The 15,846-nt window shown below is 68.8% G+C and carries 9 protein-coding genes; 2 read left to right on the top strand and 7 right to left on the bottom strand.

Translation table 11 applies throughout. The features are described from left to right. Positions 1-7 precede the first annotated feature (7 nt). The 6 genes from DB31_RS01115 to DB31_RS01090 all read right to left on the bottom strand — a co-directional run bounded on the left by DB31_RS01115 (position 8) and on the right by DB31_RS01090 (position 10,283). Complete coding sequence (locus tag DB31_RS01115; protein WP_052419622.1) at positions 8-2,311, bottom strand: patatin-like phospholipase family protein; 2,304 nt, start codon at positions 2,309-2,311, stop codon at positions 8-10. Beyond that, positions 2,308-3,666 carry a BamA/TamA family outer membrane protein gene (locus DB31_RS01110; protein WP_052419621.1) on the bottom strand — a complete coding sequence of 453 codons (1,359 nt, stop codon included), beginning with the start codon at positions 3,664-3,666 and terminating at the stop codon, positions 2,308-2,310. The genes DB31_RS01115 and DB31_RS01110 overlap by 4 nt, the downstream gene beginning before the upstream one ends. Beyond that, entirely contained in the window at positions 3,666-5,168 is a 1,503-nt protein-coding gene (locus DB31_RS01105; RefSeq protein ID WP_044180802.1) for a TolC family protein, read from the bottom strand. Before DB31_RS01105 ends, DB31_RS01110 begins: the two co-directional genes overlap by 1 nt. Positions 5,169-5,279: 111 nt before the next feature. Further along, positions 5,280-8,384 (bottom strand): efflux RND transporter permease subunit, encoded by a 3,105-nt coding sequence (locus DB31_RS01100; RefSeq protein ID WP_044180801.1) that lies wholly within the window; start codon positions 8,382-8,384, stop codon positions 5,280-5,282. Positions 8,385-8,440: 56 nt separating this feature from the next. Continuing rightward, positions 8,441-9,556, bottom strand: a complete 1,116-nt coding sequence (locus DB31_RS01095) for an efflux RND transporter periplasmic adaptor subunit (RefSeq protein ID WP_044180799.1) — start codon at positions 9,554-9,556, stop codon at positions 8,441-8,443. 127 nt (positions 9,557-9,683) lie between these two features. Beyond that, positions 9,684-10,283: a TetR/AcrR family transcriptional regulator gene (locus DB31_RS01090; RefSeq protein ID WP_044180798.1), complete on the bottom strand. Its 600-nt coding sequence runs from the start codon at positions 10,281-10,283 to the stop codon at positions 9,684-9,686. 168 nt (positions 10,284-10,451) lie between these two features. Here DB31_RS01090 and DB31_RS01085 point away from each other — a divergent pair, with 168 nt between their 5' ends. Next, entirely contained in the window at positions 10,452-12,485 is a 2,034-nt protein-coding gene (locus DB31_RS01085) for a glycoside hydrolase family 3 protein (protein ID WP_205628447.1), read from the top strand. A 41-nt stretch (positions 12,486-12,526) separates the two neighbouring features. Further along, positions 12,527-13,150 (top strand): cyclase family protein, encoded by a 624-nt coding sequence (locus DB31_RS01080; RefSeq protein WP_240486463.1) that lies wholly within the window; start codon positions 12,527-12,529, stop codon positions 13,148-13,150. 12 nt (positions 13,151-13,162) lie between these two features. Here the strand turns inward: DB31_RS01080 and DB31_RS01075 are convergent, their stop codons facing one another. Next, complete coding sequence (locus DB31_RS01075) at positions 13,163-14,587, bottom strand: radical SAM/SPASM domain-containing protein (protein ID WP_044180794.1); 1,425 nt, start codon at positions 14,585-14,587, stop codon at positions 13,163-13,165. Positions 14,588-15,846 lie beyond the last annotated feature (1,259 nt).

The following is a 15,846-nucleotide window of genomic DNA, read 5'->3' as shown; positions in this document are numbered from 1 at the left end:
CAAGGGCTCATGGGCTGAACTCCACGCCGATGCCCGGAGCGATGGACCACAGTCCCTTGTGCCCCTCGAAAGGCGGGTACCACTCGCCCACGAGCTGCACGCGGAGGCGCTCCAAGAGCGTCACCCCGAGGAGCCCCTGGACTACCGTCCGTGAGCACGCACTCACGCCCTCGGAGGCGCAGTCCTCGGCGCTCGCGGAGCCCCTCGTGCTGAACTGCCAGCCGCCGCGCAGTGCGAAGCGCGCCTGTGCGAGCGGACTCTGAAGTGCCAGGGGACGGAACTCGGGGCCCGCGACCGCGGCCACCGCGAAGGGCTCGCCACCGCCCGAGGAGAACACCCGCTGCAGCCCGCGCAGGCCAAGCGCGCCGGTGAGCCGAAGCCCCTGGGGAATCTCCGAGGATTCGCTCCCGGAGCTCAAGCCCACCTCGGTGAGGGTGGGGCCCATCGTTAGGTGCACCACGGTGAGCGGGGGCGCATACGCCACGCTATCGGCGGCGAGCTTTCCGGCGAACTGCACGGCTCCGGCGCTCTCTCCTGGCTGCGCCTCGGCGAGCCGCTGCACGGCGCGCCCAAGCGCCTGCCGAATGCGCAGGAGCGCCAGGTCCGCACGCCTCGGTGGCGCCCCGAGATCGCGGAAGTGGAAGCCATAGGCGCCCAGCAGCCGCATCACGTGCTCCAGCTCCGTCTCGTGCGCTCCCTGCCGCCAGTCCGGCCATCGACCTGGCGCAAGCCCGGGCACGCGTGGCGGAACCTCGCCTGACGCCGCACGCTCGCAGCGCGCGTTGCGCCAGTCTCGCGGGCCGGGTGTGGCACCCGCAGCGCTGCACACAGTGTAGAGCCGGTCGAGCGACACCTGGAGCAGCACGCGGAAGTCCGCCAAGCTCTCTCCCGCGCAGGCCGCCTCGGCTCCCGGCTGTCCGTCATACACCGCACGCATGCAGGCGAAGGGCTCCCAGCCCGCGCCAACCTCCGCGGGCACCTCGAAACGCCAGAGCCCCGCCGCGTCCGCCTCCTCCAGCATGCGCCGCGCGTCGTACATGCCCAGGTAGAAGTCGAAGCTGCGAAAGCCCGTCTCGAAGAAGCCGAAGAAGGCGGCCAGAGGGGCGCTCGCGGCGGGGAAGTGCCGGCGCTGCAGGGCCAGGTGCTGTGCAATCTCCGGTTCTTCCTCGAGGAGGAGGGCAAGCTCCTTGGCGCGCGCTGTGTTCACGAAGGCCGACACCACTCCGCCGAGCAGCTGCGTCAGCGGGCCCACCTCGCTGGGGAGCTGGGGGCTGGGCGAGGATGGGTACTCGGTGGCGTAGGGGTCCACGAAGGTGAAGGCGACATCCGTCGGGGAGCGCCGCGCTCCAGGCTCGGGCACGTCGCGCCAGCGCGAGGGGCCGCCGTCCAGCGCAGGCGCCAGCCCGTCGCGCGCCAGCCCCACGGCGAGCCGGAGGGGCGTGTTGTCGAAGATGCCGCCGTCGACGTAGTTCGCCAAGCTCGCCTCGGTGGGCAGGCACACGCCGGGGCGGGCTGTCGCGCCTGCCTCGCACGTGGCGAGCGGCTGGGGGGCGAAGGCCACCGGGAAGGCCATCGACGCGAAGATGAGATCGCGCACCTGCGCGAAGGCCACCTCTCCCTGTCCGTCTGTGACGAGCAACGGTTCGCGGCGCGCACTGCCCAGGGCCGTGTAGTTCGTCACGCGCGGCGGCCGCCCCCACCCGCGGCCCTGGATGCGCAGGGCGAACTTCTCCTCGATGCGCGGCAGCGCCAGACGCCCGCCCGCCGCGTGCATGAGGCGCGGCTCCACGCGGGTGGCGGACACGCCCAGCACCACGTCGCAGCTTGGGGTGAGGCCGTGGTTCCACGCCTCCTCGATGCGGCTCGCTTGGGCCTTGAGCCAGCCGCGAGAGAAGGCGCCCAAGGGCGTCACGTCCTCGGGGACGAAGAGGCGGTCGAAGCCGACGGGAATCCACGTCTCCCAGAAGATCGACTGGGTGGGCCCAGGCGCCGCCTCGCCGCACGCGGAGAGCACGGCCAGCAGCACATTGAGGCTGCCGGCCGAGGTGCCCGTCAGCAGCCCGACGTGCTCCACTCCGTGTACGCGCGCGGCGGCGGTGGCGTACGCGAGGAAGCCCGCCTCGTAGGCGCCCAGCGACACCCCTCCGCTGACGGTGAGGGCGTGGGTGGACGCATGGGGACTCGCCGTAGGCGTCGACGGCCCGGCGGCACCGGCCTGAGCCACGCCCGTGACGAGGAGGACCGCTGCGAGCACGGCGCGGCGGTGCCCACCACCGTGCGGCTTCCGCCTCTTCAGGCCCAGGCGCTTCACAGGCGGGCTCCGGCCGCGACGCTGACCGTCACGTCATGGGTGGTGGGCCCGCGTGTCACGTCGATGCCCAGGGCGGGGAGGGCGACGTTGCGCAGGTAGAGGCGCATGCCCACGCCCGGGGTCGCGTACGTCAGCGAGTCTCCCTGCCAGCCCACCACACCCGCATCCACGAAGGCGTTGGCGGTGAGGACGCCCCAGCTCAGCTTCCAGAAGGGAAGCTGGTACTCGGCCGTGACGGTGGCGGCTTCCTCGGCCCACAGCCCTCCCTGCACGAAGCCTCGGCTCCCCGTGCGCCCGCCGAGAAGGATGGCGTCGAGGAGCGTGTGGCCATGGGAGAGCTCGAATTGACCCGTGAGGCTCAGGGTGTGGTCACTCATCACCGCGTGCGTATAGGTGGCCATCGCCTGCACCCGCCGGTATGGCGCGGAGCCTGTGAAGTCCAGCCCCATGTCCACCTGCAGCCGCGCGGCCAGTCCCTCGTTGAAGAAGAAGCGGAACGTCTGGCCCTGGTAGTCGGCCACCGCCGTGACGCCGTACGCCTCGCGGGCGGGCGGCGGCTCCGTGGCGAAGCCGTCCCGAGCCTTGGGGCGCAGGATCCGGCCGAAGAGGCCACCGGACACGTTCAGTTCGCGCGTCAGCTGGTAGCCCAGCAGCGCGTTCGCCTCGTAGCGATTGTCCCGGTAGCTGTCGAGCACGGTTTCCTCGGGCACTCTCTCCCGATCCGTCGCACCGAGGAAGGTGGAGAAGGACAGCGTCCAGTTGCTGTCTCCGACGCCTGGGTCACGGTAGAGCGCGAAACCGTTGCTGCCACGGTTGGAGTAGGTGCCGCCCGCGACCAGCATCTTCTGGCGGCCGAACAAGTTGGTCTCCACCAGGAAGAGGCCCGCCTGCGTGCGGCCCTGGGAGCTGGTGAAGAAGGGCACGGGCAGGAGGGTCCATCGCTCTTCCACCCCCACCTGCAGCACCACGCCGGAGGCGCCCGGCTGCAGCGCCACGTTGGCCTCCGAGAAGAGGCGCAGGTTGAGGAGGCGGCGCTGCAGCTCGGGCACATCCTCGAGCGAGACGGGATCGCCTTCCTTCACGCCCAGCGCGCGCAGGATGACGTCCGGGTGTGTGCGCGTGTTGCCCGTCACCTCGATGCGCTCGAGGGACTGCGTCGCGGGCGCTGCAGCCACCGGTGTTTCCTCTGCCGGTGTCTCCTCCGCATTCGTCTCCGCCGCTGGCGTCTCCTCCTCCGGCGTCTCGGCGCGGGAGGACCGGGGCATGAAGAGGAGGGAGGCGATGAAGAGCGCGAGGAGCGTACCCTCCGTGGGGCGAACGAAACCGTGCGTGTTCTTGACGTTCGCCGTACGCATCAGCGCACCGATTCTGTCTCAGGGGCGGCCGGGGCGGGGTCGAAATCGCCCACCGAGCGCTCCAGCTCGAGCCGGGCCAGGCGCAAGTTGAGTGACTCGGCGACGGCCGCCAGCTCTGCCTGCGAGAGGGCCGAGTTGGTATCCGACACCTCGAGGTAGGTCGCGGCGCCCAGCTCGAAGCTGCGCTTCACCTGCTGCGCACCCTCGCGTGCCACGGCCACCTGCTCCTGGGCCGTGGAGAGGTTTTTCTCCGCCGTCTCCAGGCCGTTGCGAGCGCGGCGCACCTCGTCGCGCGCCTTCTCCTCTGCGGCGCGCAGCGAGCCATTTGCCTCGGCGATGCGCCCGGAGGCCTCACGCAGCTGCGCCTCGCGCAGGCCGCCGTCGAAGAGCGTCCACGACAGGCCCAGGCCCACGTTCCAGCTGCTCGTCTGGCCGGTGAAGCCGCCCGCGTTGCTCAGGTTGTAGTTGCCCGTGGCGGCAAGGTTCGGCAGGTAGCGCGCGGCGACGGAGCGGCGCTGCCCCCGTGCGAGGTCCACCCCTACGCGCGCGGCGGCCACGTCCAGCCGTGCCTCCAGGGCATGCGCCTCGGCGCGAGCGGCATCCTCCGTGGCCTGCTGCTCCGCTGCTTTCTGTTCCTCGGGCGTCTGCACGTCGAAGTCCACGGGCCGGGCCAGGAGCGCCGCGAGCGCGCTCTTCGCGTTGGCGTACGCGTTGCGGCTGCGCACGAGCTCCTGCTCGGCTTGCGCGCGGTCGAGCGTGGCGCGCAGCACCGCGAGCTTCGGCACATCGCCCACGGAGAAGCGCGTCTGGGCATCGCGCTCGAAGCCCCGCCGCACCTCCAGCAGTTGCTCCTGCACAGCCAGCACCTCGCGCAGCGAGGCGGCTCCGAGATAGGCGCGCGTCACGCCGAAGAGGATAGCGCGCCGCGCGTCCTTCACGCTGAGCTCGGCCTGCTTTTCCCCGAGATAGGCGTTGCGGATGGCGACGTAACCCTCGGGGATGAAGAGGCCCTGGCGCAGCGAGAGGCTGCCGCCCAGCTGATCCTTCTTCTGGATGGGGACGGACTGGTAGTCGGCCCCGACGGCCACGAAGTGGGTGGCGCTGCCGGGTGGGTTGTCCGGGCCTACCGGACGGCTCGGGTCATTCGCGGGGCCCGTGGGCGCGCCCACGTCTCGCACGATGTAGCTCGTGGGCAGCGTCAGGTTCGCTTCGGCCGAGTTACGGGTGTAGCCGCCCTGGGCGGTGAGCTGCGGCAGATACGCGGACCAGGCCTGAGCTGACAACGTGTCAGCCTGGGCCAGCCGCGCGCGCGCCACCTCGAGATCGGGGCTCTGGCGGTCTGCCTGCTGCAGCGCCTGCTCCAGGGTGAGGACGGGGAGCCGAGGTGCGGGATCCGAGGCCGGAGCGGGGGTGGCAACGGGTGCGTCGGTGGGAGGACGCGGAGGGAGCTGGGCCGGGGCCTGCGAGAGCAGCAGCCCGGCGATGAGGGAGAGGGTGCTCATAATGGGGAAGTCCTGAGGTGTGGGGAATGAGAGAGGAACGGAGCGCCCGGCGAGAGGCTGCGGCACGCCGGGCGCGGACCGGGGTGGGGGCCCCGGGAGAGGTGAGGGCGGCTAGACGGTGCCCGGCACAGGGCTCGGATCCGGCTGCATCTCGGCGGGCTGCTCGGCCTTGGCGTGGCGCTTGCGCGAGGCGAGGCCGTCCAGCAGCGAGTACACCACCGGCACCACCACCAGCGTCAGCACGGTGGAGGTGATGAGGCCGCCGATGATGACGAGCGCCATGGGCACGCGCGTCTCGGCGCCATCGCCGCGGGCGAGCGCCACCGGCACCATGCCGGCCACCATGGCGATGGTCGTCATGAGGATGGGGCGCAGGCGCACGGGCGCTGCCTCCAGCAGCGCATCACGGGCGCTCTTCCCGGCCTCGCGCAGCTGCTGGGTGAAGTCGACGAGCAGGATGCCGTTCTTCACCACGAGCCCCATCAGCATGATGACGCCGATGAGGGCAATCATGGACATGGCGTTGCCCGACAGCAGCAGCGCGCCGATGGCGCCGATGATGGCGAAGGGCAGCGAGAGCATGATGGTGAAGGGGTGGATGTAGCTCTCGAACTGCGCGGCCAGGATCATGTACAGCAGCAGGATGCCCAGCCCGAGCGCCGTGGCGAAGGCCGCCACCGTCTTGCCCATCTCCTTCGCGTTGCCGGAGAAGCCGCCCGTCACACCCTGAGGCAGCTCCTGCTGGGCCTGCGCCGTGAGGTAGCCCATGGCCTCGCCCAGGGTGTAGCCGGGTGCGAGGTTGGCGAGCAGGGTGATCTGGCGCTGCTGGTTGAGGCGATCAATCTGCACCGGGCCCTCGGACGGGGTGATGTTCGCCACGTTGCGCAGCTCTACCAGCTGGCCGCTCGAGGTGCGCACGGTGAGCTGCCCCAGCGCCTCCTGCGAGGCGAGCGTGGCGTCGGGCAGGCGCAGCTTCACGTCGTACGTCTCGCCGCCCTCGCGGTACGTCATGAACTCATCGCGGCCGAGGTAGGCGCGCAGGGAGGCGCCTACCTGGGCAGCCGGCACCCCCAGCTGCGCGGCGCGCTCGCGGTCGATGCGGACGTCGTACTGGGGCTTGCCGCTGCGGTACGTCGTGTCGATGTCGGTGAGCCCCGGGTTGGACTTCATCGCCGCGAGCAGCTTCTCGCTGCTGGTGACGACCTGGGACCAGTCGGTGCCGCGCAGCACGTACTGCACCTGCTGGGTGCGGCCGCCACCGCCCACGCCGGAGACGTCCTGCACGGACATCAACACGCCCGGGCGCTGCGCCAGCGTGTCGCGCAGGCGCACCTTGAAGGCCTCCTGGTCGAAGCTGCGCTCCTTGCGCGGCACGAGGTTCACCATCACCTCTCCCTTGTGCACCTCCTCGAGGGCGCCGCCGCCCGCCGTGCTGAACGTCTCCTTTACGCCCTCCAGGGTGCGCACCTGCTGAGCCACGATGCCGAGCTCGCGCTCGGTGTCCTCCAGGGTGGAGCCCACGGGCAACTCGAGCGTCACGCGCACCGAGCCGTTATCGGCGGCCGGGATGAAGGTGAACTTGAGGAAGCGGGCCAGCCCCAGCGTTAGCACCAGCACGCCGACGGCGGCGGCCATGGCGAGACCGCGGCGGTTGAGCACCGCTCCCAGGATGCGCCGGTACCCGTTCTCCATGCCCACCAGCACGCGCTCGATGGCGGCGCTGACGCGGTTGGAGGGCGCGCCGTGCCCATGGCCCTTGAGCAGGCGGCTGGACAGCATGGGCGTGAGCGTCATCGACACCGCGTAGGAGATGAGCACCGCCACGGCCACCGTGACGCCGAACTGGTAGAAGAACTGGCCAATCATTCCCTCCATGAAGGCCACGGGAATGAACACCGCCACGATGGCGAGCGTCACGGCGAACACCGCGATGGCGATCTGCCGGGTGCCCTCGAGCGCCGCCTGGATGGGCGTCTTCCCTTCCTCCAGGTGGCGCACGATGTTCTCGATGACCACGATGGCGTCGTCGATGAGCAGGCCGATGGAGAGCGTCAGGGCCAGCATCGTGATGATGTTGAAGGTGAAGCCCAGCAGCGCCATCACCGCGAAGGTACCGACGACGGACACGGGCAGCGCGATGGCGCTCACCAGGGTGGAGCGCAGGTTGCGAAGGAAGACGAGCACGATGAGGACGGCGAGTACGCCGCCGACCAGCATGTCCTCCTGCACCGCGTGGATGGAGGCGCGGATGCTGGTGGAGTTGTCGCTGATGGTGCTCACCGTCACGCCCTGAGGCAGCTGGGTGTTGAGCTCCGCGAGCGACTCCTTGACGAGCTCGGCCACCTGCACCGTGTTGGAACCCGACTGCTTGCGCACGACGAGGGCGATGGCGGCGCCCGTGTCCGAGCGTGCCGAGCCGCGCGCCTCCTGGGCGCCGTCCACCACCGCCGCCACGTCCCGCACGCGCACCGGGGTGCCCTTGGGGCTGGCGAGGATGATGTCGCCAATCTCCGAGACGCTGCGCGCCTCGGCCGTCAGGCGCACGATGCGCTCGCGGCCCCCTTGCGTGGCGCGCCCGCCGGGCAGGTCCACGCTCTGCGCCTGAAGGGCCTGGCTCACATCGCCGATGGCCAGCCCGTAGCCACGCAGGCGCTGCGGGTCCACCACCAGCTGGATCTCCCGCTTACGGCCACCCACCACGCCGATGCTGCCCACCCCCGGCTGGCTCTGCAGCGAGGGCTTCACCACGTCCTCGGCCACGCGCGTCAGCTCGTCGATGGGCAGCGAGCCGGACAGCGACAGCGTCAAGATGGGCGCCGAGCCGATGTCGAACTTCTCGACGACGGGCGTATCAATGTCGTTGGGCAGCGAGCGCAGCGTGGCCTGCACGCGGTCGCGCACGTCCTGAGCCGCCACGTCCACGTTGGTACCCAGCTTGAAGGCGATGGTGACCTGGCTGATGTTCTCGAGGTTGATGGAGTTGAGCTCGTCCACTCCGTTGATCGTGTTGAGCGCCTCCTCGAGCGGGTCGGAGACGTTCTTCTCGATGGACTCCGGGTCGGCGCCCGGAAGCAGCGTGGTGACGGTGACGACGGGGATGTCGACGTTGGGGTACTGATCCACGCCGATGCGTGGGTAGGCGTAGAGGCCGAAGACGACGACCGCCGCCATCAGCATGATGGTGAAGACGGGGCGTTTGATGAATGTCTCGAGCATGGGAAGGGTGTTCCGGGAAAGAGGAAGAGGGGAGAGAGAGGGAACGCCGACCGGAGCTACTGGACGACCTGGAGGGCCGTGCCGTTCTGGAGCGGCAGGCTCGCGTCAGCGACGACGCGCTCCTCGGGATTGAGGCCCTGCACCACGCGCACGAAGCCGGGCAGTACGCGCTCCACCTTGACGTCGCGGCGCTGCGCCTTGCCGTCCTGCACCACCCAGACGAAGCCGTGCTGGCCCTGGGACTGGACGGCCTGCGCGGGCAGGAAGAGCCCCGCCTGGCCCGGCTTGCCCTCGGAGGACGCCGCAGCCGAGAAGTCGAGCTCCACGAGGGCCCCCGCGCGCAGCTGCACCCCGCGGGTGTCCTGGGCCGGCAGCACGTCGGCGAGCACCTCGACGGTGCGCGTCTGCGGATCAATGGTGGCCCCCAAGCTCGTCACCCGCGCCTCGAAGGGAGCGCCAGAGGGATTGATCGTTCCCTGGACGACGCTGCCCACCTTCACGCGGTCCACGAAGGCCTCGGGTACCGGGACGCGCACCTCGAGGTCCTGCGTGTTGACGAGGCCGAAGATGGCCGTGCCGGGCGACACATAGTCGCCCTCGTTGCGGCTGCGGCTGGTGATGACGCCGTCGAAGGGAGCGGTGATGGTGGCGTCACGCAGGATCTCCTGCGTGTTGGCGAAGGCGGCGGCTGCCTGGGCCGCCTGAGCCTGCGCCTGGCGGTAGCCCACCTCGGCCTTGTCGAGCGAGGCCCGCGCGAGGCTGCCCGCCTCCGCCAGGGCCCGCGCCCGCTCCACCTCCGCCGTCGCGCCGTCGCGCGCCGCGTCCGCCGCCGCCTTCGCGGCCCGCGCCTGGTCCGCGGCGATGCGCGCATTGGAGGTGTCCAGCTGCGCCAGCACCTGGCCGCGCTTCACGCGCTCACCCACCTTCACACTGATGCGGGTAAGGGCGCCCGACCCCTGGGCGCTCAGCGTCGCCTCCTGCTTGGCGCGCACGCCGCCGGTGGCCTGCAGGACGCTCGACTCGAGCTGGGGAGCGGGCGTGACAGCCCGCACGCCCATGGGCTTCTGGACCACTTGGGCTGCCGGGGGAGGGGGAGCGGCCTTGCTGCCGCCGCCACACCCGGCTGCCACCATGGCCACTGCCACCACGACCGACTTCGCGAACGTCTTCATTGCGGGACTCCTGCTTCTGGGGTCTGGCACCTTGGGGAGGAATAAAGACCCGGTGACTGGATTGGTTTTTCTGGTCAGTTCTGGGCAAACGAACACCTCACGCCTGCTCGCGTGGAGGTGCAGGGGGTCAGCTCTTGGGGGGCGGTGTGACAGCGGGAGGCGCGAGGCCTCGGATGAAGACGTCGAAGTAGGCCTCCAGCGCGGTTCCCAGCGGGACCTTGGAGTCCTGCGTCATCAGCTTGACGGTGATCGACGTGACGGTCTCCACGAGACCCGTGGCCACCAGCTGGGGGTCTGGGACAGCAAACGCTCCTTGTGCATTGCCCTCGGAGAGGATGCGCGCGACAAGTGCCGCCTCCTTCTCCTGGAGCTCGGGCAGGAAGCGCATGGCCTGCGTGCCGAGCTCGAAGAGGGTCTCCAGTTGAATGCGCTGCCCATCCACCGTGCGCGCACTCTGCTGCAGCTTGCCCTGGAGATACGCCCGTATCTGGGCTTCAGGGGTGGGCGCCCGGCGCACGGCCGACTCAAGCTCGGCAAGCCCCTGCCCGGTTGCGAGCCGGACGGCCGCCTCGAACAGCTCCTCCTTGCTCTCGAAGTCGAGGTAGATGCTGCCCTTGCCGACGCCGGCGCGGCGGGCAATGTCCTCCATGGAGGCCTTCTTGAACCCGAAGCGGGCGAAGACTTCACCGGCGGCGTTGAGGATGGCCGTGCGTGGGTCGGAACTCATTGACCAAAATAGTAATCCGGTCAGTCAGTCAGCGCAAGTCCCGACGTTCGTCGCCCGTCGGTCCTGTTTTTCTGGTGATGGCGTTTTCATTTGTTATTCAGGATTGACTGGTTTCCGGTGAATGGAATCTGCTCTTCAGCTGGTTGTTCAGGAAGCAGGAGAGCGGGCATGCGCAGGACGCGAGCAGCATCTTTTTTGAAGAAGGCCGTCGGCATGTCCCTGGCGGCAGCGCTCCTGAGCTGTGGTCCTGACGCGTATGTGGCCCCGAGCCCAGCGCCTGTTACGCCGGCCACCGCGAGCAAGCCCCTGGCCACGTACACGGACTGGCCTTCCATCACGAGCGCGATCCCGAAGGATCCGGTGATGGAGTCGCGGATCGCCCAGATCGTCGCGGGGATGACGCTCGCGCAGAAGGTCGGGCAGATGACCCAGGCGGAGATCCAGAGCATCACCCCGGCCGAAGTCACGCAGTACTTCATCGGCTCGGTGTTGAACGGCGGTGGCTCGTGGCCGGGCAACAACAAGCGCGCCGCCGTGACGGACTGGGTGGCGCGAGCGGATGCGTTCTACGACGCGTCGCTGGCCACGAACATGGCGGTGAAGATCCCGATCATCTGGGGCACCGACGCGGTGCACGGCCACAACAACGTGTACGGCGCGACGGTGTTCCCGCACAACATCGGTCTGGGCGCGGCCCATGACGCGGAGCTCGTGCGGCGCATCGGCATCGCGACCGCGCGGGCGGTCCGGGCCACGGGCATCGATTGGGCCTTCGCGCCGACCCTCGCGGTGGTACGGGATGACCGCTGGGGCCGCAGCTACGAGGGCTTCTCCGAGGATCCTGCGATCGTCAATGAGTACGCCGGGCAGATCGTGACGGGCTTCCAGGGCACCTTCTCCAGCGAGGCCAACCTGCTGGTGACGGCCAAGCACTTCATGGGCGATGGAGGCACGGACAAGGGCGACGATCAGGGCGTCACCACGTGCTCCCTGTCGGACATGATCAACATCCATGGCCAGGGGTACTACAGCGCTCTGGCTGCGGGGGCGCAGACGGTCATGGCCTCCTTCAGCAGCTGGAGCAATCCGAGCCAGGGCATCAACGCTGGGAAGATGCACGGCAGCCAGTACATGCTGACCGAGGTGCTGAAGGGGAAGCTGGGCTTCGATGGGTTCGTGGTCTCGGACTGGAACGGCATCGCCCAGGTGCCCGGGTGTACCAACTCGAGCTGCCCTCAGGCGATCAACGCGGGCATCGACATGGTGATGGTGCCGACCGACTGGAAGGCCTTCATTACGAATACCCTCGCGCAGGTGCAGTCCGGGCAGATCCCCCTGTCGCGCATCGATGACGCGGTGACGCGCATTCTACGGGTGAAGATGCGGGCCGGGCTGTTCTCGGGCCGGAAGCCGTCGCAGCGGCTGGATGCGGGGAACGCGGCGGCGCTGCAGGCGCGTCCCCTGGCCCGCGAGGCCGTGCAGAAGTCCCTGGTCCTGCTGAAGAACAATGGCAACGTGCTGCCGCTGGCGCGGGGCAAGAAGATCCTCGTGGTGGGCAAGAGCGCCGACAGCATGCCGAACCAGACGGGCGGCTGGACGCTCACGTGGCAGGGCACGGGCAACAGCAACGCGGACTTCCCGAATGGCGACACGATCCTCGCCGGCATCCGGGAAGCGGCCGGGGCGGCCAACGTGACGTACAGCTCGAACGGACGCGGCGTCCAGGTCGCCAACTTCGACGCGGTCATCGCGGTGGTGGGAGAGACGCCCTATGCCGAGGGCAATGGCGACATCGGCCCCACGCAGACGCTGGAGCACTCCAGCCGCTATGCGGAGGACCTCTCGGTGCTCAAGGGGGTGACGGGCAAGGGCAAGCCGGTCATCACGGTGTTCCTCTCGGGCCGGCCGCTGTACGTGAACAACCTGCTGAACCGCTCGGATGCATTCGTGGCGGCCTGGCTGCCGGGGACGGAGGGCAAGGGCGTGTCCGACGTGCTGTTCCGCGATGCGAGCGGCAACATCCACAAAGACTTCACGGGCAAGCTGTCGTTTTCATGGCCGAAGGCGGCCTGCCAGACGCCGGTAAACGTGGGCGACGCCAACTACGCGCCGCTGTTCCCGCTGGGCTACGGGCTGTCTTACGCCCACCCGGCGACAGTGCCACAGCTGGCTGAGACGTCGGTCTCGGGCGGATGCGGCTGAGTTCCGCTACAACCCCGTCCATGAGCACAGACTGGATTGACGTGTCGGTCCCGCTTCGCACCGGCATGGTGCACTGGCCGGACAACCCGCCGGTGAAGATCGAGCGGGTGATGGATCTGGAGCGCGGGGATGTCGCCTCGGTCTCGTCCATGTCGATGGGGGTTCATACCGGGACGCACATGGATGCGCCCGCGCACTTCCAGCGCGGGGGCGTGGGCATCGATCAGATGCCACTCGAGGCCACCCTGGGGCTCGCGCGGGTGATCGAGATCCGGGATCCGGTGTCCATCAAACGCGCGGAGCTGGAGCCCGCGAAGCTCCAGCCGGGGGAGCGGGTGCTGTTTCGCACACGCAACTCGGAGCGCTGCTGGCAGACGGATGCCTTCATCGAGGACTTCGTCTTCATCTCCCGGGAGGCGGCGGCCTACCTGGCGGAGTGCCGGGTGCAGACGGTGGGCGTGGACTACCTGTCCGTCGGTGGCTTCCGGGAGGACGCGGAGGAGACCCACCTCGCCTTGCTCCAGGCGGGTATCTGGGTCATCGAGGGGCTCAACCTCTTGCAGGTGAGGGAAGGGACATACGAGCTGATCTGCCTCCCGCTGCGCATCGCGGGCGGAGATGGAGCCCCGGCCCGGGCCGTGCTGCGGCCCCACCCGGTGCCGTGAGCCGGCTCGATCTCACTGTGTCGGGGCCGGAGGAGCGTCCTCGGCGGAGCGGCAAGGCATGTAGCTCAGCGGGTTGTTGGTCTTCCGGTGGAAGGGGCATGCCCGGCACGCTGCCGGGCGCTGGTCGGAGTTCACCGTCCTGCGCAGCTCGCGGTAGCGCTCGCCGTTCCATATCTCCTCCATCGTCTGCTCGTGGAGATTGCCCATCTTGAGCCCGGGCACGCAGCAGGCCAGCACGTCGCCGTTGCCCAGCAAGTACGCCGCCTCCCACGGCATGCGACACAGCGAGGTCCCCACCTGGGGCTCGCGGTCGCAGAACGGACGGTCGATGAAGAGCGTCACGCCGAGACGCTGCGCGGCCTCGATTGCGAGCTCCCGCTGAGTGTTGAAGAGCGTCTGGTGGAACCAGAGGCTCTCCGGCACCATGTCCTCGGTGTAGGCCTGGAGATGGATGGCCCTCACCGTATCGAAGCCCGCACCGTGGGTGAGTTCCACGAAGCGCGGCAGCTCCTCGATGTTGGAGCGCATCAGAACGAACCCCGTGGAGAGGGCCACGTCGCGGCGTCCGTGCAGCTCGCGGCGCGCGACGAGCGTGCGCATGTTGCCGAGCACGGTCTCGAGCGGGGGGGCGCCCCGGCGGATGCGGCGATACGTCGCGTCCTCCGCCGCGTCGAGCGACACGTTGATGGAGGTGATGCGGGACTTCAGCAGCCGGTCCGCCACCTCGGCCGTCAGGAGCGCCCCGTTGGTGTCGAGGTGGAACGGCACGTCGAGGCTGAGGAGGAAGTCGAGCTCGCCGCCGTAGCGCTGGTCGGCCCAGAGCACGTCGCCGCTGAAGTCAGCGTAGGTGGTCCGGAGCTTCCCCTCGCGCGCCCAGCCGGAGATTTCCGCGCGCATGTGGGGCGGCAGCCGCTTGACCTGCTTGCGGGTCTCACGCGAGATGCAGTGCACGCAGTTGAGGTTGCACTGCGTCACCGTGCTGATTTCGAGGTTCGGGGGGACGGACGACTCGACGGTCGGTGTCGCGTACGACAGCTTGGCGAAGAGGCCCTCTGCGCCAAGCTCGTCCTCGCCCACTCGGCACCGGGTGTGTCCTGGGATGCGCTCGGGGCCGTCGATGAGATAGAGCGTCGCCGCGTTGCCGTGGGAGGCATCCTCGGAGGTGACACGCAGCACGTACGCGTTGCCGCGTGATCGCTCCTGCGCGTCGAAGAAGACCTCGACGAACGCGTTGTCGTAGACACCCTCCAGCCCTACGGTCCTGCTGCCGAGCAGTCGGTGCCCATCCTCCGTGAGCACCTCCAGCCGGAGGTGGCTGGTCTTCTTCGTGTCGCCGTAGGTGGCCACCAGCACGGACACGCCGTTCAAGTGGTCACTCTCCGCGACAAAGTGCTGCAGGATGGCCTGTCCCGGCAAGATTTCACCGCACACGTTCATGAAGAGACTCCACTGATGCCCAGTCTGGGGGTTGGATCGCTCTCGCCAGAAGTTCCAAGCGGCAGGTTCCATTCCCGCCGCTTCTATATAGAACAATCCGCCGCGTTGAGCCGAGTTCGCTCCTGACGAAGAAGTGCCCCTTCGCTACGGCGCGACCGGTGGAAGCTCCACGATGGCGCTCCCGCCAGAGATAGAGCCGGGCGTGGCGGCCATGGCGGTCCAGGCATTGGCCGAGATGCTGGATTTCCTGTCGGTCATGATGGCGGCTGTCCTCTCACGATTGGAGGAGAGAAGGGCACAATCAGGGGGCGTCCTGGACGCTGCAGAAGGAGGTCCTCGTGTCAAACCCGGGGCTGCAGCGCAGGAGCGGGGATTTTCGAGCACTCCCTGGAAGAGGCTGAGGACGCTTCGTCAGCTCGCAATACGGGCTCACGGGATTGCGCCACATGCACTTGGCGGCGCGGATCTTCTCCAGCGAGCCCCAGCTTGCGGCGCGGCTTTGCGTCTCGTTGCAGACTTCTTCTTCCGGGCCGGGGTTCAGACACCGGAGTGCTGGAGCGCCGGAGCTCTCCTCAGGGGAGGGTTCCAGCTTCTCGCACCACCGCCTGACCACACGTTGCTGACATGCTTCTCGCGTGGTGCGGTACGGCGTCTGAACGAGCTCGAAGGCACGGAGATCGGACGAGAGCCCGACGGCTGTCCGTCGGCCGTTGTCATCCAGACGTGAAGGGCTTGCCGTCCAGAAAGGGCGGACCTCGCGGAAGGCCTCGAGTGGTTGCTGGCTCGGTAGAGGCGAGTTTCTGGAGTCTCCAGACAGAGGTCCCACAAGGGACGCGGTGACAGTCTCCAGGCTGCAAGATTGGCAGGCCACCGTCTCGCGCTGCAGTGCGACGGGGACGGCCGGCGGTTTCCCTGTCCGCAGCCATTCGAGTTCGACATCGTCTTTCGATGCACGCCGGGTCCGAGTGCACAAGAACACCTGCGAAGGGTCTTCGTCCGCGTAGATCAGCGTGGTCTCCCCGGAATCGAAGGGGTAGGCGCAGGGGTGCTCGTATGACACCGAGAGCTTCGTTCCGACAGCGAGATTCCCCTTGAAGACCTCGAGCACCTCGACTGATGCGACAAGGGATTCATCGATCGACACGACGCGGCCGTAGTAGATCGTGGAGGCCTCTTCACGTGCCTCTCGAAGGTTCGTGAGGAGGTCCGGTGAGCCTGTCTCGCAACTGCAAGCCTCTGAGGAGGTGGGCCAGGCCCAG

The sequence above is a fragment of the Hyalangium minutum genome, assembly GCF_000737315.1.
GTDB classification, from domain to species: domain Bacteria; phylum Myxococcota; class Myxococcia; order Myxococcales; family Myxococcaceae; genus Hyalangium; species Hyalangium minutum.
The sequence above is the reverse complement of the archived record's forward strand: the minus strand, read 5'-3'. Positions and strand labels throughout refer to the sequence as shown.